The sequence below is a fragment of the Streptomyces sp. NPDC002788 genome, assembly GCF_053592115.1.
The window spans coordinates 68,918-93,139 of record NZ_JBSFVB010000019.1 but is presented as its reverse complement, the minus strand read 5'-3'; the positions used below and the strand labels follow the sequence as shown (position 1 = coordinate 93,139).

At 71.6% G+C, this 24,222-nt stretch carries 24 protein-coding genes; 8 read left to right on the top strand and 16 right to left on the bottom strand.

Features of this window, described 5'->3' with window-relative positions; all coding sequences use genetic code 11:
- Nucleotides 1–191: 191 nt before the first annotated feature.
- The 3 genes from ACWD1U_RS30270 to ACWD1U_RS30260 form a co-directional block, all read right to left on the bottom strand.
- Nucleotides 192–1,025 carry a pectate lyase gene (locus ACWD1U_RS30270; protein WP_451112294.1) on the bottom strand — a complete coding sequence of 278 codons (834 nt, stop codon included), beginning with the start codon at nucleotides 1,023–1,025 and terminating at the stop codon, nucleotides 192–194.
- 84 nt (nucleotides 1,026–1,109) lie between these two features.
- Nucleotides 1,110–1,952 (bottom strand): hypothetical protein, encoded by an 843-nt coding sequence (locus ACWD1U_RS30265; protein ID WP_451112292.1) that lies wholly within the window; start codon nucleotides 1,950–1,952, stop codon nucleotides 1,110–1,112.
- Nucleotides 1,949–2,548: a SigE family RNA polymerase sigma factor gene (locus ACWD1U_RS30260; RefSeq protein WP_451112290.1), complete on the bottom strand. Its 600-nt coding sequence runs from the start codon at nucleotides 2,546–2,548 to the stop codon at nucleotides 1,949–1,951. Before ACWD1U_RS30260 ends, ACWD1U_RS30265 begins: the two co-directional genes overlap by 4 nt.
- Before the next feature lie 270 nt (nucleotides 2,549–2,818).
- Between ACWD1U_RS30260 and ACWD1U_RS30255 the strand changes: the two genes are divergently transcribed.
- Nucleotides 2,819–4,276 (top strand): NCS2 family permease, encoded by a 1,458-nt coding sequence (locus tag ACWD1U_RS30255; RefSeq protein WP_451112288.1) that lies wholly within the window; start codon nucleotides 2,819–2,821, stop codon nucleotides 4,274–4,276.
- 74 nt (nucleotides 4,277–4,350) lie between these two features.
- Here ACWD1U_RS30255 and ACWD1U_RS30250 read toward each other — a convergent pair whose 3' ends face one another.
- The 6 genes from ACWD1U_RS30250 to ACWD1U_RS30225 form a co-directional block, all read right to left on the bottom strand.
- Nucleotides 4,351–5,808, bottom strand: coding sequence for a peptidoglycan D,D-transpeptidase FtsI family protein (locus ACWD1U_RS30250; RefSeq protein ID WP_451112286.1), 1,458 nt, complete (start codon nucleotides 5,806–5,808; stop codon nucleotides 4,351–4,353).
- Between the two features lie 53 nt (nucleotides 5,809–5,861).
- Nucleotides 5,862–6,524 carry a response regulator transcription factor gene (locus tag ACWD1U_RS30245; RefSeq protein ID WP_451112284.1) on the bottom strand — a complete coding sequence of 221 codons (663 nt, stop codon included), beginning with the start codon at nucleotides 6,522–6,524 and terminating at the stop codon, nucleotides 5,862–5,864.
- Nucleotides 6,525–6,538: 14 nt separating this feature from the next.
- Nucleotides 6,539–7,789 (bottom strand): sensor histidine kinase, encoded by a 1,251-nt coding sequence (locus tag ACWD1U_RS30240; RefSeq protein WP_451112282.1) that lies wholly within the window; start codon nucleotides 7,787–7,789, stop codon nucleotides 6,539–6,541.
- Entirely contained in the window at nucleotides 7,786–8,793 is a 1,008-nt protein-coding gene (locus ACWD1U_RS30235) for a hypothetical protein (protein WP_451112280.1), read from the bottom strand. Before ACWD1U_RS30235 ends, ACWD1U_RS30240 begins: the two co-directional genes overlap by 4 nt.
- A 79-nt stretch (nucleotides 8,794–8,872) precedes the next feature.
- Nucleotides 8,873–9,343, bottom strand: coding sequence for a GNAT family N-acetyltransferase (locus ACWD1U_RS30230; RefSeq protein ID WP_451112278.1), 471 nt, complete (start codon nucleotides 9,341–9,343; stop codon nucleotides 8,873–8,875).
- A 3-nt stretch (nucleotides 9,344–9,346) separates the two neighbouring features.
- Nucleotides 9,347–10,120, bottom strand: a complete 774-nt coding sequence (locus ACWD1U_RS30225) for an IclR family transcriptional regulator (RefSeq protein ID WP_451112276.1) — start codon at nucleotides 10,118–10,120, stop codon at nucleotides 9,347–9,349.
- A 132-nt stretch (nucleotides 10,121–10,252) separates the two neighbouring features.
- On the opposite strand from ACWD1U_RS30225, the gene ACWD1U_RS30220 reads away from it, so the two are divergent.
- From ACWD1U_RS30220 to ACWD1U_RS30200, 5 genes are all read left to right on the top strand, one after another.
- Nucleotides 10,253–11,782: an aldehyde dehydrogenase (NADP(+)) gene (locus ACWD1U_RS30220; RefSeq protein WP_451112274.1), complete on the top strand. Its 1,530-nt coding sequence runs from the start codon at nucleotides 10,253–10,255 to the stop codon at nucleotides 11,780–11,782.
- A 124-nt stretch (nucleotides 11,783–11,906) separates the two neighbouring features.
- A complete protein-coding gene (locus ACWD1U_RS30215; RefSeq protein ID WP_451112272.1) occupies nucleotides 11,907–12,515 on the top strand; it encodes a DUF1349 domain-containing protein in 609 nt (202 codons plus the stop codon).
- Nucleotides 12,516–12,560: 45 nt separating this feature from the next.
- Complete coding sequence (locus tag ACWD1U_RS30210; protein WP_451112270.1) at nucleotides 12,561–13,055, top strand: N-acetyltransferase family protein; 495 nt, start codon at nucleotides 12,561–12,563, stop codon at nucleotides 13,053–13,055.
- Between the two features lie 74 nt (nucleotides 13,056–13,129).
- Nucleotides 13,130–13,852 (top strand): DsbA family oxidoreductase, encoded by a 723-nt coding sequence (locus ACWD1U_RS30205; RefSeq protein ID WP_451112268.1) that lies wholly within the window; start codon nucleotides 13,130–13,132, stop codon nucleotides 13,850–13,852.
- Between the two features lie 96 nt (nucleotides 13,853–13,948).
- Entirely contained in the window at nucleotides 13,949–15,001 is a 1,053-nt protein-coding gene (locus ACWD1U_RS30200) for an aminotransferase class V-fold PLP-dependent enzyme (RefSeq protein WP_451112266.1), read from the top strand.
- An 83-nt stretch (nucleotides 15,002–15,084) separates the two neighbouring features.
- Here ACWD1U_RS30200 and thpD read toward each other — a convergent pair whose 3' ends face one another.
- The 6 genes from thpD to ACWD1U_RS30170 all read right to left on the bottom strand — a co-directional run bounded on the left by thpD (nucleotide 15,085) and on the right by ACWD1U_RS30170 (nucleotide 20,413).
- Nucleotides 15,085–15,993, bottom strand: coding sequence for an ectoine hydroxylase (gene thpD / locus ACWD1U_RS30195; RefSeq protein ID WP_451112264.1), 909 nt, complete (start codon nucleotides 15,991–15,993; stop codon nucleotides 15,085–15,087).
- A 7-nt stretch (nucleotides 15,994–16,000) separates the two neighbouring features.
- The gene (locus tag ACWD1U_RS30190; RefSeq protein WP_351404898.1) at nucleotides 16,001–16,399 is read right to left on the bottom strand and encodes an ectoine synthase; all 399 of its coding nucleotides are present in this window, start codon (nucleotides 16,397–16,399) and stop codon (nucleotides 16,001–16,003) included.
- Nucleotides 16,400–16,437: 38 nt separating this feature from the next.
- Nucleotides 16,438–17,709 carry a diaminobutyrate--2-oxoglutarate transaminase gene (gene ectB, locus ACWD1U_RS30185; RefSeq protein WP_451112262.1) on the bottom strand — a complete coding sequence of 424 codons (1,272 nt, stop codon included), beginning with the start codon at nucleotides 17,707–17,709 and terminating at the stop codon, nucleotides 16,438–16,440.
- Nucleotides 17,710–17,764: 55 nt separating this feature from the next.
- Nucleotides 17,765–18,271, bottom strand: a complete 507-nt coding sequence (gene ectA, locus ACWD1U_RS30180; protein ID WP_451112260.1) for a diaminobutyrate acetyltransferase — start codon at nucleotides 18,269–18,271, stop codon at nucleotides 17,765–17,767.
- 339 nt (nucleotides 18,272–18,610) lie between these two features.
- Entirely contained in the window at nucleotides 18,611–19,147 is a 537-nt protein-coding gene (locus ACWD1U_RS30175; protein ID WP_451112258.1) for a DinB family protein, read from the bottom strand.
- A gap of 165 nt (nucleotides 19,148–19,312) precedes the next feature.
- Complete coding sequence (locus tag ACWD1U_RS30170) at nucleotides 19,313–20,413, bottom strand: pyridoxal-phosphate-dependent aminotransferase family protein (RefSeq protein WP_451112256.1); 1,101 nt, start codon at nucleotides 20,411–20,413, stop codon at nucleotides 19,313–19,315.
- Between the two features lie 130 nt (nucleotides 20,414–20,543).
- Here ACWD1U_RS30170 and ACWD1U_RS30165 point away from each other — a divergent pair, with 130 nt between their 5' ends.
- Both ACWD1U_RS30165 and ACWD1U_RS30160 read left to right on the top strand, forming a co-directional pair.
- Complete coding sequence (locus tag ACWD1U_RS30165; RefSeq protein ID WP_451112254.1) at nucleotides 20,544–21,635, top strand: amidohydrolase family protein; 1,092 nt, start codon at nucleotides 20,544–20,546, stop codon at nucleotides 21,633–21,635.
- Nucleotides 21,636–21,951: 316 nt separating this feature from the next.
- On the top strand, nucleotides 21,952–22,863 hold the full coding sequence (locus tag ACWD1U_RS30160; protein ID WP_451112252.1) for an SCO1860 family LAETG-anchored protein: 912 nt from the start codon (nucleotides 21,952–21,954) through the stop codon (nucleotides 22,861–22,863).
- Nucleotides 22,864–23,135: 272 nt separating this feature from the next.
- On the opposite strand, the gene cobC is transcribed toward ACWD1U_RS30160, so the two are convergent.
- A complete protein-coding gene (gene cobC / locus ACWD1U_RS30155) occupies nucleotides 23,136–24,191 on the bottom strand; it encodes an Rv2231c family pyridoxal phosphate-dependent protein CobC (protein WP_451112250.1) in 1,056 nt (351 codons plus the stop codon).
- Between the last annotated feature and the right edge of the window lie 31 nt (nucleotides 24,192–24,222).

The following is a 24,222-nucleotide window of genomic DNA, read 5'->3' as shown; positions in this document are numbered from 1 at the left end:
CCCGCCGGGTGCGGAACCGGTGGGGGCGTCCTGCCGGCCGGCCGAGGGGGGCTCGGCCGGCCGGCCGACCGTCCGGAGGGGGGCTCCGGAGGGTCGAGGTGCCGGGGCGTCCGTCTGGGGGCCCGGACGTCCGGCATCCGGTCGGCCCGAGGGGGTTTCGGGGCCGGCCGGAGTTCACAAGGGGCGTGGCCTCACTGGTAGCTGATGTCCGAGGCCTTGAACTTGCAGCTCTTGCCGTCCGGGCCGGGCGGCGTCAGCTCCTTGGGCTCCTTGCCCGTGTTGTTGCCCTCGAAGCGCACACACGTCTTGATCTTCTTCTTGCTGTCGCCGTGGATGCGGATCCTCGACAGCGTGGCGGTGTCGCCGTAGTTGGCGTTCACGCCGACGATCGAGTTCATCGGCGCCGTCACGTCGATGTCGCTGAGCACGATCGTGCGCTTGTACTGCGTCTTGCAGTTGCCGCAGGAGCGGACCAGCTTGCCGGCGTTGTGCACCTGGAAGCCCGACACGTTCAGCGTGCCTGCGCCGTTGAACTGCAGCACCTTGTCGTCGGCGTTCTTCGCGCCGCCGCCGATCACCTTGTACACCGCCGACGCGGACTTGCCCTTGAAGCTGGCCGCGTCCTCGCCGACGTCCGTCCACCACACGTTCTGCAGGGTGCAACTGCCCTTGCAGTGCACGCCGTCCGCGGCCGGCGTGCCGATGATGACGTTCTTGAGGACCGCGCCGTCGGCCAGTTCGAAGAGCGGGCCCTGGCCTTCGTCCTGGCTGCCGCTGCCGAGGGCGCCGGTGCCGTAGAACATCTTCATGCCGCCGTCGCGCACCCCGGAGACCGGGATGGTCTTCGGCACGGGCGTCTTGCCCTTGTCCGAGGGCCAGGAGGACGCGGCGCCGGCAGTCGACAGCATCGACGTCGTGACGATCGCCGCTCCCGTGATGCCGAGCGCCGACACCCCGGCGATCACCGCTCGCCGCTTGGTGACCCGGCGGCGATGGCGGACGCGCTGTTGTGCTGGTGCAGTCATGTACAGATTCCTCAATGGGTGGTGACTCTTGCGCGTAGTGGTCGCCACCGGTGAGGAAAGGGTTGCCGCGCCTTCAGTAATCGTTCACGATTTTCCGCCGCCGTCGTGCACGGCGGCGAAACCGCCGCCCACGGACAGCTGCCCGGAACCGGCGGCGGCCGTCGCCGCGTAGCGGTCCGCGCCCGCGTCACGCCCCCCGCGGTCGTGGTCGAACTGCCCGGCGAACACCCACTCGCCCACCGGGACCGTACGGCCCTGCTTGAGTGTCCAGGTGTAGACGAGGAATCCGTCCCGCTCGGCGACCGTGAGGGTGAAGTCGTCCTCGGGCAGGGAGCGCCAGGCTCCCGCGTCGGAGACACCGCCGGTCTGGGCGATCCACAACCGCACCGTCAGCGCGGTCAGTTGCTCGCGGGTCTTGAGGGTGACGTTGCTCTGCGCCCAGAAGTCGTCGCTGTGCGGGTCGACCGAGCCGTCCGACCACAGCGGTCCGTCCTCGGTGGCGGCGGGCGGCCGCTTCGGGGCCGAGGTGCTCGGCGTCCCCGGTGGCGGGGCGGGCTCCCGGCGCTCGGGGGTGCTGCTCGGCGTGGGCTCCACCGGCGGCGCGGGAGCGCGGCTCGTCGCTTCCGGCGACGGCGTGGGGGTCGATGACGTCGCCACCTCCTGCTGGGGCGGGGCCGTCTCGTCCTTCACCGCGGACGCGACGGCGTAACCACCCACCGCCAGCACGCCGGCCACCGCGGCCGACGCACCGGCCACCCGCATCCAGCCGAACACCGGCGGACGCGTCGCCCGGTGAGCGGGACCGGCCGGACCGGCCATGCCGCGCTCGACCCGGGCCAGGATGCGCTCCCGGTCGGGCTCGTGCCCCCCGGCCGCCTCGTGCAGCCGGGTGCGCAACTCCTCGTGCACGTCCCGCCGCATGGTCATCGGTCCCTCCCTCCGCCCTCACCGGTGCGCACGCCTTCCACGGCCGGTGAGCAGCGGGAGGCGCCCAGCGCCGCGTGCATGCGCTGCGGCAGGCCCTGTGTGCCCAGCAACCGCTGCAGTTCGGCCATTCCCTTCGAGGTCTGGCTCTTCACCGTACCCACCGAAATCCCGAGGGTGAGCGCGGTGTCCTTCTCCGAGAGGTCGAAGGCGTGCCGCAGCACCACACAGGCCCGCTTGCGGAACGGCAGCCGGCGCAGGGCCTCCCGGACATCGACCACGCCCGGGACGTCCGGGTTCTCGGTGTTCTCCTCGCGCTGCGACCAGAACAGGGCGATGCGCCTCCGCTCGCGCACCGCGCTGCGGATGCGGGTGCGGGCCAGGTTGGCGACCACGCCCCGGGCGTACGCCGCCGGACGGTCGGCCGCGCGCACCCGGTCCCAGCGGTGCCACAACGCCAGCAAGGCGTCCGCCGCAAGGTCGTCGGCGGTGTCAGACTCGCCCGTCAGCAGGTAGGCCAGGCGGGACAGTTCGGCGTAGTGGCGCTCGAAGAAGGCGTGGAACTCCACGGAGGCGGCGTCGTCGACGACTGTGCCCACGGGCGACCTCTCCTCGCAGCGGCTCCGGACACTCCCGGGCCGGGGGTGCCGTGAGTGTCATGTAGATGACATGTGACCATCCGGGGGAGGCCCGGACGAGATCCGGAAGCGTAGCAGCGATCTCGGGACGGTTCGTACGGACCTTCGAACGGCGTAGGGCAGGCCGAACTCTGATTCCGTAACACGGAGAAAACCTGAACAGGGTTCAACGGGGGCACAATCCGGCCAGCACGCGCACACCGATCACCCAGGCACCTAGGAGCACGCGCCATGTCCGAACCGCAGCAGGTCACCGACCGGCCGCCCACCAAGGAATCCCCGGCGAGCAGCGTCGACCGGTTCTTCCGGATCTCCGAGCGGGGTTCCACCTTCGGCCGTGAGATCCGCGGTGGCTTCGCCACCTTCTTCACGATGGCCTACATCCTTGTCCTGAATCCCATCATCCTGGGCAGCGCGAAAGACAAGTTCGGACACCAGCTGGACGCCGTCCAGCTGACCACCGCCACCGCCCTGGTGGCCGCGGTCATGACGATCATCATGGGCATCGGCGGCAACCTGCCCCTGGCCCTCGCCGCCGGGCTCGGCCTCAACGCCGTGGTCGCCTTCCAGATCGCCCCGCTGATGAGCTGGGACGACGCGATGGGTCTGGTCGTCCTCGAAGGTCTGCTCATCTGCGTGCTGGTGGTGACCGGTCTGCGTGAGGCCGTCATGCGCGCGATACCCCAGCCGCTCAAGCAGGCGATCAGCGTCGGCATCGGCCTGTTCATCGCCTTCATCGGCTTCGTCGACGCCGGGTTCGTGAGCCGCATCCCGGACGCCGCGGGCACCACCGTGCCCGTTCAGCTGGGCGGCACCGGTACCCTCACCGGCTGGCCGATCCTCGTCTTCTGCCTCGGTGTGCTGCTGACGATCGGACTGCTCGCCCGCAAGGTCAAGGGCGCCATCCTGATCAGCATCGTCGCCATGACCGCGGTGGCCATGGCGATCAACTCCCTGGCCGACATCAAGAACTGGGGCCTGACCACCCCCTCCTGGCCCGACAAGCTCGTCGACGCCCCCGACTTCGGACTCGTCGGCGCCTTCGACCTCTTCGGCGCCTTCAGCGCACCCGGCGTCGGCGTCGTCACCGTCGTCCTGCTGATCTTCACGCTGATCCTGTCCGACTTCTTCGACACCATGGGCACCGTCGTCGGCATCAGCGCCGAGGCGGGCCTGCTCGACGAGGACGGCAGGGTCCCGAACCTCGGCCGGGTGCTGCTGATCGACGGTGCCGCGGCCGTCGCGGGCGGCGCCGCCTCCGCCTCCTCCGCGACCTCCTACATCGAGTCCGCGGCCGGTGTCGGCGAGGGGTCGCGCACCGGCTTCTCCAACCTCGTCACCGGGGGCCTGTTCGGACTGGCGCTGTTCCTGACCCCGCTGCTCACCATCGTCCCGCTCCAGGCCGCCGCCCCGGCCCTGGTCGCCGTGGGCTTCCTGATGATGACCCAGGTCAAGCACATCGACTGGGACCGCTACGACATCGCCATCCCGGCGTTCCTCACCATCGCCGTCATGCCGTTCACCTACTCCATCACCAACGGCATCGGCGCCGGTTTCCTCGCCTACGTCGCCATCAAGGCGGTGCTCGGCAGGGCCAGGGAGGTGCACTGGCTGCTGTGGGGGACCTCGGCGCTGTTCCTCGTGTACTTCGCGATCGACCCGATCGAGCAGCTCCTGGGAGCGAAGTAGCGAAGACGGGCCGCCCCCGGGGGGAAGGGGGCGGCCCGTCTCGTCCGTAAGGACGGCTTTTCGGCGGCGGAGGTTCAGTCCTTCAGTGCCGCTTCCATCATCGCCTTGGCGACCGGCGCCGCCAGGCCGTTGCCGCTGACCTCCGAACGGGCCGCGTCGGACTGCTCCACCACGACCGCCACGGCGACCTCCTTGCCCGAGGAGCCGGACTTGCCGTAGGAGGTGAACCAGGCGTACGGCGTCTTGCTGTTGTTCTCGCCGTGCTGCGCCGTACCCGTCTTGCCGCCGACGGTCGCGCCCGGGACCTGGGCGTTGGTGCCCGTCCCCTCCTCCACGACCGTCTGCATCGCCGACTGCAGCTGCTCTGCGGTCGAGGAGCTGACGATCTCCTTCGTGCCCGCCTTGTCGTCGTAATCCTGCAACACATCACCGCCGCCGTTGGTGATCTGCGAAACCATGTGCGGCGAGACCAGCTTGCCGCCGTTGGCTATGGCCGCCGACACCATGGCCATCTGGAGCGGGGTCGCGGTGACGTCGAACTGGCCGATGCCCGTCAGGGCCGTCTCCGAGGGGTACATGCCCGAGGGATAGACGCTGGTGTAGGCCCGGACCGGCACGTCCTGCCTGTCGTCGTTGAAGCCGAACTTCTCGGCCATCGCCTTCACCTTGTCCTGGCCCAGGTCGACGGCCATCTTCCCGAAGACGTTGTTGCACGAGTACTCCAGCGCCACCCGGATCGAGGCGTTCTCGCACGGCGCGTTCGGGTTCTCGTTGTCCAGTAGCCGGGACGTGCCCGGCAGCGGGTACGGGTTCGGGCTGTCGGTCTTCTCGTCGACCGACGAGTACAGTCCGTCCTCCAGCGCGGCCGCCGCCACCACCAGCTTGAACGTCGAGCCGGGCGGGAGCGGCTGCCGCAGCGCCCGGTTGACCAGCGGCTTCTCCGGGTCCGAGGTGAGCTTCTTCCAGGCGGTGCCCGCGGTGTTGGCGTCCGTCAGCGACGACGGGTCGTACGACGGCGTCGACACCACCGCCAGGATCTTCCCGGTCTTCGGGTCGATGGCGACGGCCCCGCCCTTCTTGCCGCCGAGCGCGTCGTACGCCGCCTTCTGCACGTTCGGATCGATCGACGTGACCACGTTGCCCGGGTCGGCGCGCTGGTTGGTGAGGGTGTCCATCACGGTCTTCAGCCGGTTGTCCGTGCCGTTGAGGAGGTCGGCGTAGATGCCCTCCAGCTGGGTCGGCGCGTACGCCTGCGAGGCGTAACCCGTCACCGCCGCGTACAGCCTGCCGTCCGTGTACGTCCGCTTGTACTTGAGGTCGCTGCCCTTGGTCGGTGCCGAGCCGGTGACCGACCGTCCGCCCACGATGATGTTCCCGAGCGGCTGCGAGTACGTCTCGATCGCGTTCCGCCGGTTGCTCTTGTCGTCTGCGAGCGCCTGGCCCTCGTAGAACTGCACCCAGGTCGCCCTGACCAGCAGGGCCAATACCAGCAGCAGCGTGAAGACCGATGCGCGCCTGATCGTCTTGTTCATGCCGAACAGGAGGACGAACCCAGCGGGTGGATCGTTCCCGTCCGTCCGGATTCTCATCCGCCGTTCAGAAAGCGCGTCTCGTACGCCGCGATCACCGCCTGCGTACGGTCCCTGGTGCCGGTCTTGGCCAGGACCGCCGCCACGTGGGACTTCACCGTGGCCGGCCCGACCTCCATCCGCCGGGCGATCTCCGCGTTGGTCAGCCCCTCCGCCATGTGCCGCAGCACCTGCCGCTCCCGTGCCGTGAGCTTCGCCACCCACGCGGGCGGTGCGGGGTGCGCGCGGGCGTGCTCGGTGGCGAGGGTGCGGACGGCCGCCGGGAACAGCAGGCTGTCGCTGCGCGCCACCAGCCGGACCGCCTGCACGAGCGCGTCGGCGTCCGCCCGCTTCAGCAGGAACCCGGCCGCTCCGGCACGCAGCGCGTCGTACACGTACGAGTCGTTCTCGAAGGTCGTCACGACGACGATCCGGGGCGGTTCGTCCAGGGTGGCGAGGATCTGCTCGGTGGCGCGGATACCGTCGATCTCCGGCATGCGGACATCCATGAGGACCACGTCCGGCCGCAGTTCCCGTACGACCGAGACCGCCTCGGCACCGGTGGCCGCCTCGCCCACCACCTCCAGGTCCGGCTCTGCGGAGAGGATGGCGCGCAGTGCGGTGCGGACCATGCGCTCGTCGTCGGCGAGGACGACACGGATCGGGTTCGGGCGGGTCATGCGCGTCCTTTCGGTCATGCGGGGCTTTTGAGCGGCAGGCGTACGTACAGCCGCCACGTCCGGCCTGCCGGCCCGGCCGTCATGGTCCCGCCCAGCAGCCTGGCCCGGTCCGCGATGCCGCGCAGGCCATGGCCGCCGCCGGGCCGGGAGTCCGCGGGACCGGTCACCGGGTTCGCCACGGTGATCTCCAGATCACCGCCCGCGACCGCGATGCGGACCTCCGCGGCGACCCGTTCGCCGGCATGCCTGAGGGCGTTGCTCAGGCCTTCCTGCACGATGCGGTAGGCCTCCCGGGAGACCAGGGGCGGCAGGGCCGCGGGGTCGGTGTCGACCACGGCGGTCACGCGCGCTCCGCCCGCCCGGATGCGTCGCAGCAGGCCGTCCAGGTCGGCGGCGAGTGTGGGCGCCGGGGCTGTTCCCGGGGCGTCGCCCTCGCGCAACACGCCCAGCACGGCGTCGAGTTCGCCCACGGTGCGCCGCGTCGTGTCCTCGATCGCGGCGAGGGCCTCGCGGACGAAGTCCGGGTCGGAGTCGAGGACCCGGCGGGCCGCGCTCGCCTGCAGGGTGACGGCGCTCAGGGCGTGGCCGACGGAGTCGTGCAGCTCGCGCGCCAGCCGGTTGCGGACGGCGAGGTCGGCGGCGCGTGCCTCGGCGGCGGCGAGCCGGTCCTCGGGCGTGGGACCGAGCAGCTCCGGCGCCCAGCGGGCCAGCAGTGCACCGCAGCCGGCCGCGCAGCCTGCCAGGGCGACGAGCGACGCCGCGCCCGCGACCGGGGCGAGCACCAGCGCCCAGGTGTGGTCGAAGACTTCGGGCAGCCCGAGCCGGCTGCCGCGCAGCCCCGCGAAGACGGGCAGCAGGATCAGCACGGCGGCGAACGGCGGCAGGGCCAGTGTCATCCCGGCGATGATCCCGCCGAGGCCGAGATGCAGCGTGAACCAGGCCGCCGTACGGCCCTTCTCGCCCCGCGTCCGGGCGGGGGCGGAGGCGAGCCGGTCCGCGTCGACGCCGCACAGCCAGCGCACGGCGGCGGACTCCAGAGGCCGGGTCAGCGGGAACAGCGACGTGACGGCGGCGATCGGCAGACCCACGCCGAACGAGGCGAGCTGGAGGGATGAGGAACCGAAGACGTCGGTGGAACCGGCGGCCGGGCCGATGATCACGGTGCCGACCAGGACGTAGGGCATGGCGAGCGCGCCGCCGAGGATCAGATGGACCCAGCGCAGGCGTGCCCGTCGGCCGAACAGGAACCGGGCGACCCGGCTCACGCCGCTCGCCGCGCGGCCCTGGCCGAACGCTCCGCGAAGTAGTAGGCGCCGATGGCGGCGACGAGGGAGCCGACGAGCATCTGCCCAGCGTAGGCGAGGTTCATCAGCGGCGTCGGGCGGTCGGCGATGTCCTCCACACCCCCGAGCGAGGCGAGCGACAGCCAGCCGCCCCAGCAGGCCACGGCACCGGAACCGACCCAGGCGAGGCCTAGCGGCACGGAGACCGGCAGCGCCCGGCCGCGCCGGAAGGCCAACAGCAGAGCACCGGCGACGGCCGCGATCAGGAACACCGCGTAGACGGCCTCCAAGACGTAGAAGTCACCGGCGCGGTCAGCGGCCCGGGCCGCACTGAGCCCGGCGGAGACACCGCAGGCCCACAGGACGTGGAGCGTCAGCGGCAGCAGGGCGAGCACGGCCGCGGCGACGGCGAGAGCCCGGTGCGCCGGCCCGACGGCACCGACGGGCAGCTCCCACACGCGCCCGCGCCACAGGTGCCCCCAGCGGTCCTTCGCATAGAGCACGAAGAGCCCGCCGAGGGCCGACCCTTGGAGGATGAACCCCGAGTAGACGACGGCGAACACCCACTCGTGGAGGAAGGCGTCCCGCCCCGAGGACCCCGCGCCCTTTCCGCTGAACGCCCTCACCAGCAGCTGTGCGGGGAACCCGGCCATGATCGGCGCGAGGAGCCCGGTGGCGACCCAGACGGGGAACGCGAGCAGCCAGGCGGGCATCCGCCGCCCCCACGGCCTGGTCAGCACCAGCGCCAGCACGATCACCGCGCTGTCCAGCAGCACCGAGAGACTGTTGATCACGGCCATGGTGAGGCGGTCGTCGAGCAGCGAACTCCCTTCCGGGATGCCGACATGACTTCCGGCCACCCAGGCGGCCTTGAGCCCGAGGTACGGCACACAGGAGACGACGGCGACGGCCCGGAGGATCCGCCGGGGGCGGCTGAGCCGCGCGGTGGGGCCGGGAGCGGCGGTGGGAGCGAGCGGCTGCGTCATGCGATCAGGCTCCCGCGGGGGAGACCCGGCCACCTCCTGCACGGCGACGATCCGCCTCCGCCGGACGGGGGAGACGCGCTCAGGCCTCCAGCATCAGCACCGTCTCGTCGATCTCGGCGCCCCGGGCCTGGGCGTACCCCCGGGCCGAGGCCACCGCACGGAACCCGCACTTCTCCAGCACCCGCTGCGAGCCCGTGTTGTCCGAAGCGGCCCGCGCGTACAGGGGACGCTCGGGCACCTCGGCCAGCAGGGCCCGCAGGGCCGCCGTGGCGATGCCCTTGCCCCAGTACGCGCGGTCGACCCAGTACGTCACCTCGCGCTCGCCCGGCACCCCGTACACCGCCGTGCTGCCGACCACGTCGCCGTCGGCCAGCACCGTGCGGACCACGGCGTCGGAGGACCGGATCTTGGCCCAGTGGGCGTCGAAGGCGTCCCGGTCGGCCGGGTCCTTGGGGGTGAAGGCCGCCATATGGAGAGCCTCTGGGTCGCTCATCTGCCGGTAGAAGACCGGCAGATCGCTGTCGTGGACCTGGCGCAGCTCGACATTCATGCCTCAGAGCCTACGGGTGGCCAGTGTCAGCCGGTCCCGCGCGTCGAACAGCGCGTCCTTCACCAGCTGCTCGTGCGCCGGGGTCAGCCGGGCCACCGGCACCGAACAGCTGATCGCGTCCCGCGCCGGCGTGCGGTACGGGATCGCCACGCCGAAGCAGCGCAGCCCCAGCGTGTTCTCCTCGCGGTCCACGGCGAAGCCCTGCTCCCGTACCTGGTGCAGCTCCCCGATGAGCTTCTCCCGGTCGGTGATCGTGTTCTCGGTCAGCGCGGGCAGCGTCTCCGGGAGCATCTTGCGGACCTGCTCGTCCGAGTACGTGCTCAGCAGCGCCTTGCCGAGGGAGGTGGAGTGCGCGGGCAGCCGGCGGCCGACCCGGGTGAAGGGCCGCAGGTAGTGCTGCGACTGGCGGGTGGCGAGGTAGACGACGTTCGTGCCGTCGAGGCGGGCGAGGTGGATCGTCTCGGTCGTGTCGTCCGAGAGCCGGTCCAGGGTCGGGCGGGCCGCGGCCACGACCTCGTCGCCGTCGATGTACGACGTGCCGACCAGCAGGGCCCGTACCCCGATGCCGTAGCGCGTGCCCGTCGCATCGGTCTCCACCCAGCCCAGTTCGACGAGCGTGCGGAGCAGCATGTAGAGGCTGGACTTGGGGTAGCCGACGGCTTCCTGGACCGCCGCGAGGGAGTGCATACCGGGGCGCCCGGCGAAGTATTCGAGCAGTTCAACCGTTCTTACCGCGGACTTGACCTGCGCCCCGCCGCCCGTCTCGCCAGCCGACATCGCCCTTGACCCCTTCGTTCGACGGGAAATAGTCTCCACAGCATATTCATCATCAGAGACAGCGTTCAGTATATCGAACGCCCCTGGTGGATGACCCAGTACTGCGGCAATACATGTGTGGAGGGACCCTCGGTGGCAGCAGCACCAGTCTGGAGTGTCGACCCCCGAACCGGGAAGCAGCGTGAACAGGTTGCGGTGGAGGCCACAGCCCAGGAGGTGGACGCCGCCGTCCGTGCCGCGCACGATGCGCGGGGCGCGCTCGCGGACCGCGCCGTCCGCTCGGCCTTCCTGCGCAGCGCGGCGGACGAGCTGGAGGCGGCCAAGGACGGCCTCGTCGAGACCGCTGACGCCGAGACCGCGCTGGGCCCGGTCCGGCTGACCGGCGAGCTCGCCCGCACCTGCTACCAGCTGCGGGCCTTCGCCGACATCGTCGACGAGGGCGCCTTCCTCGACGTCGTCATCAACCACCCCGACGACACCGCGACCCCGCCGGTCCCGGACCTGCGCCGCTACAAGGTGTCGCTCGGCGTCGTCGCCGTCTACTCGGCGTCGAACTTCCCCTTCGCCTTCTCGGTCGCCGGCGGCGACACCGCCAGCGCCCTCGCGGCCGGCTGCCCGGTCGTGGTCAAGGCCCACCCGGACCACCCGGCCCTGTCCGAGTACGTCGCCAAGGTGCTGCGCCGCGCCGCCGCCCGGCACGACCTCCCCGAGGGCGTCCTCGGGCTGGTGCACGGCTTCGAGGCGGGCGTCGAGCTGATCAAGCACCCCCTGGTCGCGGCGGCCGGCTTCACCGGCTCCGTCCGCGGTGGCCGTGCCCTGTTCGACGCGGCGGCCGCCCGCCCCGTCCCGATCCCGTTCCACGGCGAGCTGGGATCGCTGAACCCGGTCGTCGTCACCGAGGCCGCGGCCGCCGAGCGCGCCGAGGCGATCGGTACGGGCCTGGCCGGATCGATGACCCTGGGCGTCGGCCAGTTCTGTGTGAAGCCGGGGCTCGTCCTCGCGCCGTCCGGCGCCGCCGGTGACGCCCTGCTCAAGTCGCTGACCGACGCCGTCAGCGACACCGACGCCGGGGTCCTGCTCGACCACCGCATGCGCGACAACTTCGTCGCCGGCGTCGCCGAACGGGCCGAACTGCCCGACGTCGACTCCCCGGTCACCCCCGGTGCGGGCGGCGAGCACACCGTCAGCGCGGGCTTCCTCACCGTCCCGGCGAGCAGGCTGGCCCAGGAGGGCGAGCACGACCTGCTCCTGGAGGAGTGCTTCGGGCCGGTCACGGTGGTGGCCCGCTACGAGGACGAGGCCGAGGTGAAGGCGGTGCTGTCGCGTCTGCCGGGCAACCTCACGGCGACGGTGCAGCTGTCCGAGGAGGAGGCAGCCGGCCAGGGCCGCGGCGCGGAGCTGCTGCAGGAGCTGACGCCGCTGGCCGGGCGCGTGCTGGTGAACGGGTGGCCGACGGGTGTGGCGGTCGCGCCCGCGCAGCATCACGGTGGCCCGTATCCGGCGACGACCTCGACGTCCACCTCGGTGGGCGGTACGGCGATCGAGCGGTGGCTGAGGCCGGTCGTCTACCAGAACGCTCCCAAGGCGCTGCTTCCGGCCGAGCTGCGGGACGAGAACCCGCTGGGGCTGCCGCGGCGGTTCAACGGGCGCCTGGAGCGGTGAGCGCCGCAGGGGCGCGGTGAGCTGCGGGCCTGCGGTTCGCCGCGGCTCGTCGCGCCCACGCGGCCCAGCTGCACATCGACACAGTCCCGTGCCCCTGGAGGCCGGACCTGGGAGACTCCGTCGAATGAATCTCGAGATACCCGAACTTCCGTTCCCTCTGCGCTCTTACGGGCCCGAGGCGCAGTGGTCCTACGAGGACGGCGTGCTGACCGGGTGGGCCGGGGCGCGGCAGGACCGGTTCGTGCCGCCCACCGTTGAGGCGCTGGACCCGGCCTCCGACGCGCCGCGGCTGCTCGGAGCGCCCGAAGGGGACTTCCAGCTGATCGCCGAGGTCACGGTCGGCTTCGGCGCCGCCTTCGACGCCGGGGTGCTCTACGTCCACGTCGGCGAACGGGCCTGGGCCAAGCTCTGCCTGGAGTACTCCCCGACCGTCCCCACGGTCTGCACGGTCGTCACCCGGGGCCACTCCGACGACGCCAACTCCTTCACCGTGGACGGCACTTCGGTCTGGCTCCGCGTCAGCCGCACCGGCCGCGCCTTCGCCTTCCACGCCTCCCGCGACGGCGAACGCTGGACCTTCGTCCGCCTCTTCACCCTCGGCGACGAGAAGGAGACGGGCGCGGCCCTGGTCGGCTTCATGGCCCAGTCCCCGATGGGGGAGGGCTGCGTGGTGACGTACGACCACATCGAGTTCAGGCCGCACTGGCCGAACGATCTGCGGGACGGCAGCTGAGGCCGGGCCGGGAACCGCTTCCCGGCCCGGCGCGTCCTCCGTTCCATGATCAGGGACCGTGTGACTCCAGCCCGTGTGATCCGGACCGTCCTGCCTGCCGAGGTGGAGCACGTCGTCGCGCTGCACGCGCGGGCCCGGGCGACGTACTACCCGGATGGACTGCCGCAGGACGGCACCGACTGGCTCGCCACCTGGCAGGGGGCCCTCACCCGCGCGGACGGGCGGGTGCTGTGCGTCGTCGAGGCGGGGCGCATCATCGGCGTGGCTTCGTTCCGCGTCCCTGAGGGCGCCCCGGCGGACACCGTGAAGCTGTTCCAGTTCCACGTCGACCCCGGCCACTGGCGCCGCGGCGTCGGCACCGACCTGCACACCGCCTGCGTCGAGGAGTGGCAGGCCGACGGCAAGCGGACGGCCGTCCTCGATGTGCACGTCGACAACCGGCGTGCGCAGGGGTTCTACCGGCGGCAGGGCTGGGCGCAGGAACCGGCCGGGCCCGGGGACCACCACCTGCGGATGCGGTTCGCCCCGGCCGGGGAATGAAGGCAGCTGCTTGAACGTTCATACACTTGGCGGAGGGAGTCTCCGTCCCCGCACGACCTGGAGAGAGCCGACACATGCGCGTCGAGATCTGGAGCGACATCGCCTGCCCCTGGTGCTACGTGGGCAAAGCCCGCTTCGAGAAGGCGCTGCGCGAGTTCCCGCACCGCGACGACGTCGAGGTGGTGCACCGCTCCTTCGAGCTCGACCCGGGCCGCGCCAAGGACGACATCCAGCCCGTGATCACGATGCTCACCGAGAAGTACGGGATGAGCGAGGCGCAGGCCGAGGCCGGTGAGGACAACCTGGGCGCGCAGGCCGCCGCCGAGGGACTCGACTACCGCACCCGGGGCCGCGACCACGGCAGCACCTTCGACATGCACAGGCTGCTCCACTTCGCCAAGGAGCAGGGCCGTCAGGAGCAGCTGCTCGACCTGCTGTACCGGGCCAACTTCGCCGAGGAGCGCTCCGTCTTCGACGACGACGAGCGGCTGGTGGAGCTCGCCGTGGCCGCCGGTCTGGAGGCGGAGGCCGTGCGTGCGGTGCTCGCCGACCCCGGTGCCTACGCCGATGACGTACGCGCTGATGAGCGGGAGGCCGCGCAGCTCGGGGCGAGCGGGGTGCCGTTCTTCGTGCTCGACCGCGCGTACGGCGTCTCCGGCGCCCAGCCCACCGAGGTCTTCACCCGGGCCCTGACCCAGGCGTACGGCGAGCGCACGCCGCTGACGATCGTCGACAGCGGAGACATCGACGGCGCAGACGCGTGCGGACCGGACGGCTGCGCGGTTCCCCAGCGGTGAAACGCCCAGCTCGGAGCGCATCCATAAGCGCTCCTTAGCGGCATCACGCAAGAATCGGCAATGGACGGGGAGATCACGGGGACGCAGAGTGGTCCCATGGAGACCTTCGAGAACCTCGTCCGTGCCGAGTTCACCCCGAAGCACACCTACCTCAACACCGCGAGCAACGGGCTCCTGCCCGCCCGTACCGTCACCGCCGTGCAGCAGGCGGTGCGGATGCGCGCCGAGGGCACGCCTCTGGTTCCCCTGTACGAGGACGTCGAGGCCGCCCGCGCGTCCTTCGCCCGGCTCGCCGGCGTGCCGGCCGAACGCGTCGCGACCGGGGCCTCGGTCGCCGAGTACGGCGGGCTGGTCGCCGCCTCGCTGCCCGCAGGCGCCGAAGTCCTCACGGCCGAGGACGATTTCGCCTCCCTGGTGAACCCGTTCCACGCGCGCGGAGACCTCAAGGTGCGCGCCGTTCCCCTGGAGCGGCTCGCCGAGTCCGTCCGGCCCGGCACCGCGCTCGTCGCCGTCAGCACCGCCCAGTCCGCCGACGGCCGCCTCGCGGACCTGCCGGCCGTGCGCGAAGCGGCCCGGGCGCACGGTGCCCGCACCTACGTCGACGCCTCCCAGTCCGCCGGCTGGCTTCCGATGGACGGTGACGCCGACGACTTCCTCGCCGCCGTCGGCTTCAAGTGGCTGCTCGGGCCGCACGGGGCCGCGTTCTTCGTCGTCCCGCAGGACTTCGGCGGGCTCACCCCGCTGCTCGCCGGGTGGGTCGCCGGTGAGGTCCCCTGGGACAGCTGCTACGGACCCGTCGAGGAACTCGCCCACTCCGCACGCCGGTTCGACATCAGCCCGTCCCTGTTCACCTACGCCGGGCTGCGGGCCTCCCTGGAACTCCTGGAAGAGATCGGCGTCGACGCCGTGCACGCCCACGACGTCGCCCTCGCGGACCGCTTCCGCTTCGGGCTCGCCGAGCTGGGCCACGCGCCGGTGCCCGCGCCGGGCTCGGCGATCGTGTCCGTGCCGGGCCTCGGCCACCGGCAGGGCGAACTGAGCCGTGCGGGTATCGAGGTGTCCGACCGGGCGGGGAACCTGCGGGCCGCGTTCCATCTCTACAACACGCACGCGGACGTGGACCGGCTTCTCGAAGTCCTGGCCGCGTGACAGAACCGGGTGGGGCCTCCCGTCCCACACGAGGAGGCCCCACCCGGCAGCTCTGTCACACGGTCACTTCACCGAAACCGCGGTCACCTCACCGGCGTGAAGTCCCGAGCCCCGATGAACTCCGGTCGCCGTACGGGCGCCGCGAAGGGCTCCACCGCCGTGTTCTCCACGCTGTTGAACACGATGAACACGTTGCTGCGCGGGAACGGCGTGATGTTGTCGCCGGAGCCGTGCATGCAGTTGCAGTCGAACCACGTAGCCGAACCGGCCTTGCCGGTGAACAACTTGATGCCGTGCTGCGAGGCCAGTTGGGTCAGCGCCTCGTCCGACGGCGTGCCCGCGTCCTGCATCTGCAGCGACTTCTTGTAGTTGTCCTTCGGCGTGGCCCCCGCGCACCCGAGGAACGTCTTGTGCGACCCCGGCATGATCATGAGCCCGCCGTTGGTGTCGTAGTTCTCGGTCAGCGCGATCGAGACCGACACCGTGCGCATCCGCGGCAGACCGTCCTCGGCGTGCCACGTCTCGAAGTCCGAATGCCAGTAGAACCCACTGGCGCCGAACCCCGGCTTGACGTTGATCCGCGACTGGTGGACGTAGACGTCCGAGCCGAGGATCTGCCGCGCCCGGCCGACGACCCGCTCGTCGCGCACCAGCCTGGCGAACGCCTCGCTGATCTTGTGGACCTCGAAGACCGAGCGGATCTCCTGGGACTTCGGCTCGACGATCGACCGCTCGTCGGCGCGGATGTCCGGGTCGTTCACGAGCCTGTTCAGCTCGTTGCGGTAGACGGCGACCTCGTCCTCGCTGATGAGCTCGTCGATGGCGAGGAAGCCGTCACGCTCGAAGGACAGCAGGTCGGCCGGCTCGACCGGACCGGGTGCGTCCGGCGCGCCCCAGACGACCGGGTCCTGGCGCGGGGTGAGTACCTCGGTGGCACCGCGACTGGGGTAGAGGTCGGGGATACCGGTGGTGGTGTCGATGGTGGCGGTCATGGAAACGTCACACCTCCTCGGTGAGCAGCGGGTAGACGCCGTTCTCGTCGTGGTCCTCCCGTCCGGTCACGGGCGGATTGAAGACGCAGAGGCAGCGGAAGTCCTTCTTGATCCGCAGTGTGTGCTTCTCGTGCCCGTCCAGGAGGTACATGGTCCCGGGCGTGATGGTGTACGACTGCCCGGTCTCGTGGTCGGTCAGCTCGGCCTCGCCCTCCACACAGACGACGGCCTCGATGTGGTTCGCGTACCACATCGACGTCTCCGTACCCGCGTACAGGATCGTCTCGTGCAGGGAGAAACCGACCTTCTCCTTCGCGAGGACGATGCGCTTGCTCTCCCACGTACCGGACGCGGCCTTCACGTGCCGGTCGGTACCTTCGATCTCCTTGAACGAACGGACAATCACGGTGCTGCGATGCCTCCTAGATGGGTGGTGCTGGTTGGTCAGGCGGTCTCGCGGACGGCGCGGGCCAGCGTCGTCAGGCCCTCGTCCAGTTCCTCGGGGGTGATGGTCAGGGCGGGGAGCAGCTTCACGACCTCGCTCTCCGGGCCGGACGTCTCGATCAGCAGGCCGAGCTCGAAGGCGCGCTTGGCGACCTTGCCGGCACGCTCCTTGTCGTGGAACTCCATGCCCCACACCAGGCCGCGGCCCCGGTACTCCTTGACGTCGGCCAGGTTCTCCTCGGTGATGGAGATCAGCGCCTGCTCGACCTGCTCGCCGCGCTTGCGGGTCTGCTTCTCCATCGCGGAGCCGTCGGCCCAGTACGCCTCCAGGGCCGCGGTGGCCGTGACGAAGGCGGGGTTGTTGCCGCGGAACGTGCCGTTGTGCTCGCCGGGCTCCCACACGTCGAGCTCGGGCTTGAACAGGCACAGCGACATGGGCAGGCCGTAGCCGCTGATCGACTTGGAGACGGTGACGATGTCCGGGGTGATGCCGGCCTCCTCGAAGGAGAAGAAGGCGCCGGTACGGCCGCAGCCCATCTGGATGTCGTCGACGATCAGCAGCATGTCCTGCCGCTCGCACAGCTCGGACAGGGCGCGCAGCCACTCGGGCCGGGCCACGTTGATGCCGCCCTCGCCCTGCACGGTCTCGACGATCACCGCGGCCGGCTTGTTCAGGCCGGAGCCCTGGTCCTCCAGGAGCCGCTCGAACCACAGGAAGTCCGGGACCTGGCCGTCGAAGTAGTTGTCGAACGGCATCGGCGTGCCGTGCACCAGCGGAATGCCGGCGCCGGCCCGCTTGAACGCGTTGCCGGTCACGGCCAGCGAGCCCAGCGACATGCCGTGGAAGGCGTTGGTGAACGACACGATCGCCTCGCGCCCCTTCACCTTCCGCGCCAGCTTCAGCGCGGCCTCCACGGCGTTGGTGCCGGTCGGGCCGGGGAACATGACCTTGTACGGCAGGTCGCGCGGGCGCAGCAGCAGGTTCTGGAAGGCCTCCAGGAAGGTGCGCTTGGCGGTGGTCGACATGTCGAGCCCGTGCGCGACGCCGTCCCGCTCCAGGTAGTCGATCAGCGCGCGTTTCAGGACCGGGTTGTTGTGCCCGTAGTTCAGTGACCCCGCTCCGGCGAAGAAGTCGAGGTACTCATGACCGTCCTCGTCGTACATGCGGCTGCCCACCGCGCGGTCGAAGACGGTGGGCCAGCCGCGGCAGTAGCTGCGTACCTCGGACTCCAGGGTCTCGAAGACGCTCAGGTCGGGCTGGGTGATGGTCACGACGAATCGCTCCTCGGTGCGTGGGAGAAGTCTGCGGGAGTGTCGGGGTGGGAAGTCAGTGGGACAGCGGGCCGATGCGGTACAGGACCTCGGGGTCGTGCGGCCCGTCGGGGAACAGGCCCGTGTCGAAGAGCACCTCGCGCTCCAGCCCCGCGCCGTGACGCTCGGCGAAGGACGTGAACAGGCGCTCCGAGGCGGTGTTGCCCGGAGTGATGGTGGTCTCCACCGTCGTCACCCCGCGCTCGGCCGCGGTCCGCGCGACCAGACCGTCGAGCAGCGCGGCCGCCAGCCCGCGCCCGCGGTGGGCCTCGTCCACCGCCACCTGCCAGACCAGCAGGGTGCGCGGGCTGTCCGGCCGCACGTACCCGGTGATGAACCCCATCGGCTCGCCGTGCTCGTCACGGGCCACGGCCGATGTGGCGGCGAAGTCGCGGCACCACAGCAGATAGCTGTAGGACGAGTTCACGTCGAGAACCCTCGAGTCCTTCGCCATCCGCCACAGTGCGGTTCCATCAGCCACCGTGGGGCGGTCGATTTGCGGGTCGGCTTGTACGGCAGTCATGCAAATTGAACTTACCCAGCGAAATTCAAAATTGCATCGCCGGAGGGGGTTACATATGAGCCAGCCATGTGTTATTGCGCGAGCGTGAGGGTGGGTGCGAAGAGGGGAAGGTATGCCCGACTTTGCCCGGTTAATACCGGGCAAAGGGGTCGCAGTGTGTAACGCGTCACAGCCATGTAACCCCCACGAGATCCGCCAGAATTGCCTCGCGGGGTGTCCGCAAAATCTGCGCGTTTAGGACCGGAGAAAGCGGGCAGAAGAATACGGGAAGCTATTCTTGAAGGAATTCCGAATTGTGTGCCAGATTACATGCGGGGCGACTCAAAAAGCACGTGGAATTCAGGTGCCGGTCACTCCGTCGATGCGTTCGCGTAGGAGATCGGCATGACCGTTGTGCCGTGCGTACTCCTCGATCATGTGGATGAGCACCCAGCGCAGGCTGACCTCCATCCCGGGCACAGGCCCCTCGGCGACCCGCCCGACGTGGTCCAGCGGCAGCCCGCCGCACAGCTCCCGCCCCCGCGCGATCTCCCGCCGCCAGATTCCGAGCACCTCGTCGAGCCCCCGCGCCGGATCCAGCGTGTAGCCGCTCTCGTCCCCGAACACGGGCGGCACGTCGAGACCGCCGGCCACGCGCTGGAACCAGTTCCGCTCGACCTCGGCGAGATGCTGCAGCAGCCCGAGCAGTGTCAGCGCGGACGGCGGGGCCGACGGCGTACGCACCTGCGCGTCGTCGAGCCCGGAACACTTCAGCTCCAGCGTGGCCCGGTGGAAGTCGAGCCAGCTCTCGAGCATGGCCCGCTCATCGCCGGTGAGACAGGGGACGGGGCGGCCGTCGGGGAGGGCCGGGGAGTCGGCGGAGGTGTTGGTGGTCATGCGGGGAGCATGGCACGGGCCTCTGACATCGGCGTGCACCGCTCACCCCGGCCGGCGGCACCCACCCGGCCCGCCCGGCGGGTGCCCGAACGCGCAGTGCCGTACGGCGAGTCCGGTCAGGCCGATCGGCGGTCCGGAGGCCCCGGGTGGACCTCAGCCGACGCTCTACCGCCACGCCCCCTCCGCGGCCCGCAGCGCCCCCTCCACGTCGACCGACAGCCCCGCCTCCGAGAGCGCCGCTCCCAACGCCGCCAGACTCGCCCGCACAGCCCCCTGCGTCGCGTCCGCGCCATAGTGATTGACCCGGATCATCTCCTTGGCCAGCGCACCCCCTCCGGCGGCGACCGGCACCGCCGGATCCGCCTGAAGCGCCCGCCGCACCAGCTCCGACGCCACCACTCCGGCCGGAGCCCGCAGCGTCGTGGCGACCGGCGCCGCGTCCCGGGCCTCGTACACGTACGGCTCAAGACCGCCCCCGAGGGCGGCCGCCCCGGCCCGCGTGGCCGCGGCGGCCGATGCGTGCCGGGCCATCACCGTCTCGAGACCCGCCGCCTCGATCCGCTCCACACATGCCTCCAGCGCCAGCATCTCCAGTTGCGCCGGCGCGTGCAGCAGCGCCTTGCGACCGCCGTCGATCCACCGCTCCTTCCAGTCGAGGAGCGACAGGTACGACCGGCGCGGCGCCTTCGGGTTCGCCGCCATCCGGGCCCAGGCCCGCTCGCTCACCGACACCGCCGACACCCCGGCCGGCCCGCCCATCGCCTTCTGCGCACCGATCACGCACAGGTCCACGCCCCACGCGTCCGGCAGCACCGGCTCGGCGGCGATCGACGCCACCGCGTCCAGGTAGAACAGCGCCCCGTGCGCCCGCACCACCTCGCCGATCTCCGCGACCGGATTGGTGTTGCCGGTCGCCGCCTCCGCGTGCACCAGGGACACGAAGTCGATCTCCGGGTGCTCGGCGAGAGCCTGCCGGATCTGCTCGGCCGTGACCGCCGTGTGGAAGGGGACCGCCAGGTCGACCACCGTGGCACCGCAGTTGCGCAGCCAGTCGCCGAAGGTCTGTCCGTACGGCCCCGTGATGACGTTCAGCGCCGCCGTGCCCGGACCGGCCGCGGCACGGATCGCGCCCTCCAGCGGGAGCAGCGCCTCGCCCTGCATGATCACGACGTCCTGCTCGGTGCTCAGCAGCCGCGCCACACGGTCCTCGATCGCGGCGAAGCGGTCCGCGCCGAGCGGGGCCAGGTCCAGAAACGGATGCGTCACGGTAGGGCTCTCTTCACTCACAGGTTCGACGGCGTCGAGGGTAACCGGCGGCCATCGCCCCCCCTTGCGGCGAGGCCCCGGGCACCGGCCCCCTTCGAGGTACGGCGGCAGGCTTACTAAGGTGCGGTGCATGAGCGATCGCGCGGTGCTGCACGTGAAGGGACGGGTGCTCGTCGGACCGGAGGACATCCGGGACGACCTGTGGGTGATCGACGGCCGCGTCTCCTACGACCGTCCGGCCGGCGTCCGCGACATCCGCACCGTCCGGGGCTGGGCCCTGCCCGGCCTCGTCGACGCCCACTGCCACGTCGGACTAGACCGGCACGGCCCGGTCCCCGAGGACGTCGCCGAGAAGCAGGCACTGACCGACCGGGACGCGGGCACGCTGCTGATCCGCGACGCGGGATCGCCCTCCGACACCCGCTGGATCGACGACCGCGAGGACCTGCCGAAGATCATCCGCGCCGGGCGGCACATCGCCCGCACGCGTCGCTACATCCGCAACTACGCCTGGGAGATCGAGCCGGAGGACCTGGTCGCGTACGTCGCCCAGGAGGCCCGGCGCGGCGACGGCTGGGTCAAGCTGGTCGGCGACTGGATCGACCGCGACCTCGGCGACCTGTCGGCCTGCTGGCCCCGCGGGGCCGTCGAGGCGGCGATCGCCGAGGCCCACCGGCTGGGCGCCCGCGTCACCGCGCACTGCTTCGCGGAGGACTCCCTGCGGGACCTCGTGGAGGCGGGCATCGACTGCGTCGAGCACGCGACGGGCCTGACCGAGGACCTCGTCCCCCTGTTCGCCGAGCGGGGCGTGGCCATCGTGCCGACCCTGGTCAACATCGCGACCTTCCCGCAGCTCGCCGACGGCGGCGAGAGCAGGTTCCCGCGCTGGTCGGCCCATATGCGCCGGCTCCACGAACGCCGCTACGACACCGTCCGGAACGCCTACGACGCCGGGATTCCCGTCTTCGTCGGCACCGACGCCGGCGGCGGCCTCGCCCACGGCCTGGCGGCGGCCGAGGTCGCCGAACTGGTCACCGCCGGCATCCCGCCCGTCGAGGCCCTGGCGGCGGGCACCTGGACGGCCCGCGCCTGGCTCGGCCGCCCCGGCCTGGACGAGGGCGCCCCGGCCGACCTCGTCGTCTACGACGAGGACCCGCGGGACGACGTACGCGTGCTGGCCTCGCCGCGCCGGGTGGTGCTGAACGGGCGCGTGGTCGGGTAGCGACAGCTCCTGCGCTCTTCGGACAGCCGACTGTTCCTGCGCTGTCCGGCGTTCGGTGTGCCCGGCGGCCTCCAGGCGCAGCACGCCCCGTTCCCGGCTGAAGCGGCGGAGGGCCCCGGCGGGGTCCGCGCAGGCCGGTTCGAGGGCGTGCGAGGCCGTAGGGCCGAGGGTGGCGATGGGAACGTCTGTGCAGGGGATTCGAAAATTCCCAGGGTCTTGCCACGTTGGAGTGAAGCGGCGTCAGATCGCTGAAGCCGTGCGCGTGGGATGGCGATTCTTTCAGGGTCACCGAGCCTGTCTCTCCTGGAGTCCCACAGTGAACAGCACTTCCTCCCGCACGCCCGCTCGCCGTCTGGCAACCGTCGCGACGGCCGCGGCCCTGGCCGTCGGGCCCGTGGCACTGACCGGCGTGAGCCCTGCGCACGCCACGGGCGACCACGGCCGTGCGAGCGCCGCCGTGCTGCGCACCGCGTTGGACGTGTCCCTGCAGAACAAGTCGGTGAACGTCCCGCTCGCCGTCTCCCTCAACGAGGTCCAGGCCCCGCAGAGCGCCGAGAAGACCACGCTGACGGCCACCCTGGACGCGGTGGACGGCGGTCGGCCCTTCAGTGTGCTGCGCGCGGAGGAGGCACAGGCGAGAGCCACGACGACCGCCACGAGGGCCGAGGGGAGCACCACCCTGACCCACGCCCGCCTGCATGTCCCCGGCCTGCCGCTGCTGTCGCTGATCGAGATCGAGCAGGTCACGTCGAAGGCCACCTGCGAGGTCGGAAAGAAGCCGGTCGCCTCGACCGACGTGCCCGGCACGGTGACCGTGCTCGGCAAGCGCGTGAACCTCACCGCCGAAGGCCCGACGGACGTCAACGTGCCGGGCGTCGGCGAGGTGCGCCTGGACCTGTCCAACACCCGGACGACGGCCCGATCGGCCGCCGCCACCGCCCTGGAACTCAAGGTCTCCGTCAACCCGTTGAAGCTGAACGTCGCCGAGGTCGACGGCACGCTCACCCTGGCCGAGGCGACCTGCCGGACACCCCGGCCCGCGGCTGCCGCGCAACCCCCGGCCGAACCGTCCGCCGTGCCCGCCGGCGTCGAGCCCCACGGAGCACCCGCCGAGGAGAACCTGGCCGACACGGGCGGCAGCTCTGCGGCCCCCTACCTCGTGGGCGGCGCGATCGCCCTGCTCGCCGCGGGCGGGGGAGCGGTGGCCCTGACCCGTCGCCGGGGCTGATCCCGGGGCTCCGGCCACGGGTGGCGGGGCACCTCGGGGCTGATCCCGGGCTCCGGCCACGAGGACTTCTTCATCGCCTTCGTCGGCGGCATGGGCCTGATACTGCCGGGCGCCGGGCCTGGCGACCATCCGGGCAGCGGTCAGCCCCCTGCCCCTTCGGCCGGCCGGGGCTGCCGGCGCGGGTGCCGTCACCGGCGTCCTGCCGCCCCGCCACCCGCAGGACGGCGCCCCGGCCGAGACGGTGCCGGCCGGGGCGGCCCGGAGGTGGGCCGTCAGCGCTCCAGCGCCCGCCCCAGTGCCCGCAGGAACCCGTCCGTCGTCCTCCGGTCCCGCACCGCCAGCCGCAGCCACTCCTCGTCCAAACCGGGGAACGTGTCCCCGCGGCGCACGGCGTAACCGAGCTCGCGCAGCCGCCCGCGTACGGCGGCCGCGTGCGGCAGGCGGATCAGCAGGAACGGGCCCTCCGCCGGCCCGGCCACCCGCAGCCCGGCCGGGGCGAACTCGGCGAGGCCCGCGAGGAGATGGGCGCGGTCCGCCGCGACGCGGTGGGCGGCGTGGGCCGCCTCCGCCACCGCCCGGGACCCCACGCACGCCTCGGCCGCCGCCAGCGCCGGCGTGGACACCGGCCACAGCGGCTGCGCCCGTTCCAGGTCCTCGACGGTCTCCGGCGCCGCCAGCACGTACCCGATCCGCAGCCCGGCCAGCCCCCAGGTCTTGGTCAGACTGCGCAGCACCACGAGACCGGGTACGTCGACGCGGCCCGCCAGGGCCTCGCGCTCGCCCGGCACCGCGTCCATGAACGCCTCGTCCACCACCAGCACCCGCCCGGGCCGGGCAAGGCAGGCGATCGCGTCCGCCGGGTGCAGCACCGAGGTCGGGTTCGTCGGATTGCCGATCACGACCAGGTCCGCGTCCTCGGGGACGGCCGCCGGGTCGAGCCGGAAGCCGTCCTTCTCGCGCAGCAGCACCCGGCCGACCGGGTGCCCCACGTCCCGCAGCGCCGCCTCCGGCTCCGTGAACTGGGGATGCACGACGACCGGCCGCCGCACCTTCAGTGCCCGCGCCAACAGCACGAACGCCTCCGCCGCGCCCGCCGTCAGCAGCACCCGTTCCGTCGGCAGTCCGTGCCGCGCCGCCACCGCCGCCCGTGCGGCCCGCCCGTCCGGGTAGGCGGCCAGCCCGGTGAGCGACGCGGCGATGTGCTCCCGCAGCCACGCCGGCGGGGTGTCCGAACGGACGTTGACGGCGAGGTCGACGAGCGAACCGCCGTCGTCCCGGACCTCCGCGTCCCCGTGGTGGCGCAGGTCGTGCCCGCTCTCAGTGCGCATGTGAGTACCCGTGCCCTTGAGGGTGATGGCC

What these genes read in the sequence shown, in the direction of transcription:
- ACWD1U_RS30255 (WP_451112288.1), top strand. Translation starts at nt 2,819, where the DNA reads ATGTCCGAACCGCAGCAGGTCACCGACCGGCCGCCCACCAAGGAATCC.
- ACWD1U_RS30235 (WP_451112280.1), bottom strand. Translation starts at nt 8,793, where the DNA reads ATGACGCAGCCGCTCGCTCCCACCGCCGCTCCCGGCCCCACCGCGCGG.
- thpD (WP_451112264.1), bottom strand. Translation starts at nt 15,993, where the DNA reads ATGACCGCCACCATCGACACCACCACCGGTATCCCCGACCTCTACCCC.
- ACWD1U_RS30210 (WP_451112270.1), top strand. Translation starts at nt 12,561, where the DNA reads ATGATCAGGGACCGTGTGACTCCAGCCCGTGTGATCCGGACCGTCCTG.
- ACWD1U_RS30215 (WP_451112272.1), top strand. Translation starts at nt 11,907, where the DNA reads ATGAATCTCGAGATACCCGAACTTCCGTTCCCTCTGCGCTCTTACGGG.
- ACWD1U_RS30225 (WP_451112276.1), bottom strand. Translation starts at nt 10,120, where the DNA reads ATGTCGGCTGGCGAGACGGGCGGCGGGGCGCAGGTCAAGTCCGCGGTA.
- cobC (WP_451112250.1), bottom strand. Translation starts at nt 24,191, where the DNA reads ATGCGCACTGAGAGCGGGCACGACCTGCGCCACCACGGGGACGCGGAG.
- ACWD1U_RS30230 (WP_451112278.1), bottom strand. Translation starts at nt 9,343, where the DNA reads ATGAATGTCGAGCTGCGCCAGGTCCACGACAGCGATCTGCCGGTCTTC.
- ACWD1U_RS30200 (WP_451112266.1), top strand. Translation starts at nt 13,949, where the DNA reads ATGGAGACCTTCGAGAACCTCGTCCGTGCCGAGTTCACCCCGAAGCAC.
- ACWD1U_RS30175 (WP_451112258.1), bottom strand. Translation starts at nt 19,147, where the DNA reads ATGACCACCAACACCTCCGCCGACTCCCCGGCCCTCCCCGACGGCCGC.
- ACWD1U_RS30165 (WP_451112254.1), top strand. Translation starts at nt 20,544, where the DNA reads ATGAGCGATCGCGCGGTGCTGCACGTGAAGGGACGGGTGCTCGTCGGA.
- ACWD1U_RS30205 (WP_451112268.1), top strand. Translation starts at nt 13,130, where the DNA reads ATGCGCGTCGAGATCTGGAGCGACATCGCCTGCCCCTGGTGCTACGTG.
- ACWD1U_RS30265 (WP_451112292.1), bottom strand. Translation starts at nt 1,952, where the DNA reads ATGACCATGCGGCGGGACGTGCACGAGGAGTTGCGCACCCGGCTGCAC.
- ACWD1U_RS30245 (WP_451112284.1), bottom strand. Translation starts at nt 6,524, where the DNA reads ATGACCCGCCCGAACCCGATCCGTGTCGTCCTCGCCGACGACGAGCGC.
- ectA (WP_451112260.1), bottom strand. Translation starts at nt 18,271, where the DNA reads ATGACTGCCGTACAAGCCGACCCGCAAATCGACCGCCCCACGGTGGCT.
- ACWD1U_RS30250 (WP_451112286.1), bottom strand. Translation starts at nt 5,808, where the DNA reads ATGAACAAGACGATCAGGCGCGCATCGGTCTTCACGCTGCTGCTGGTA.
- ACWD1U_RS30270 (WP_451112294.1), bottom strand. Translation starts at nt 1,025, where the DNA reads ATGACTGCACCAGCACAACAGCGCGTCCGCCATCGCCGCCGGGTCACC.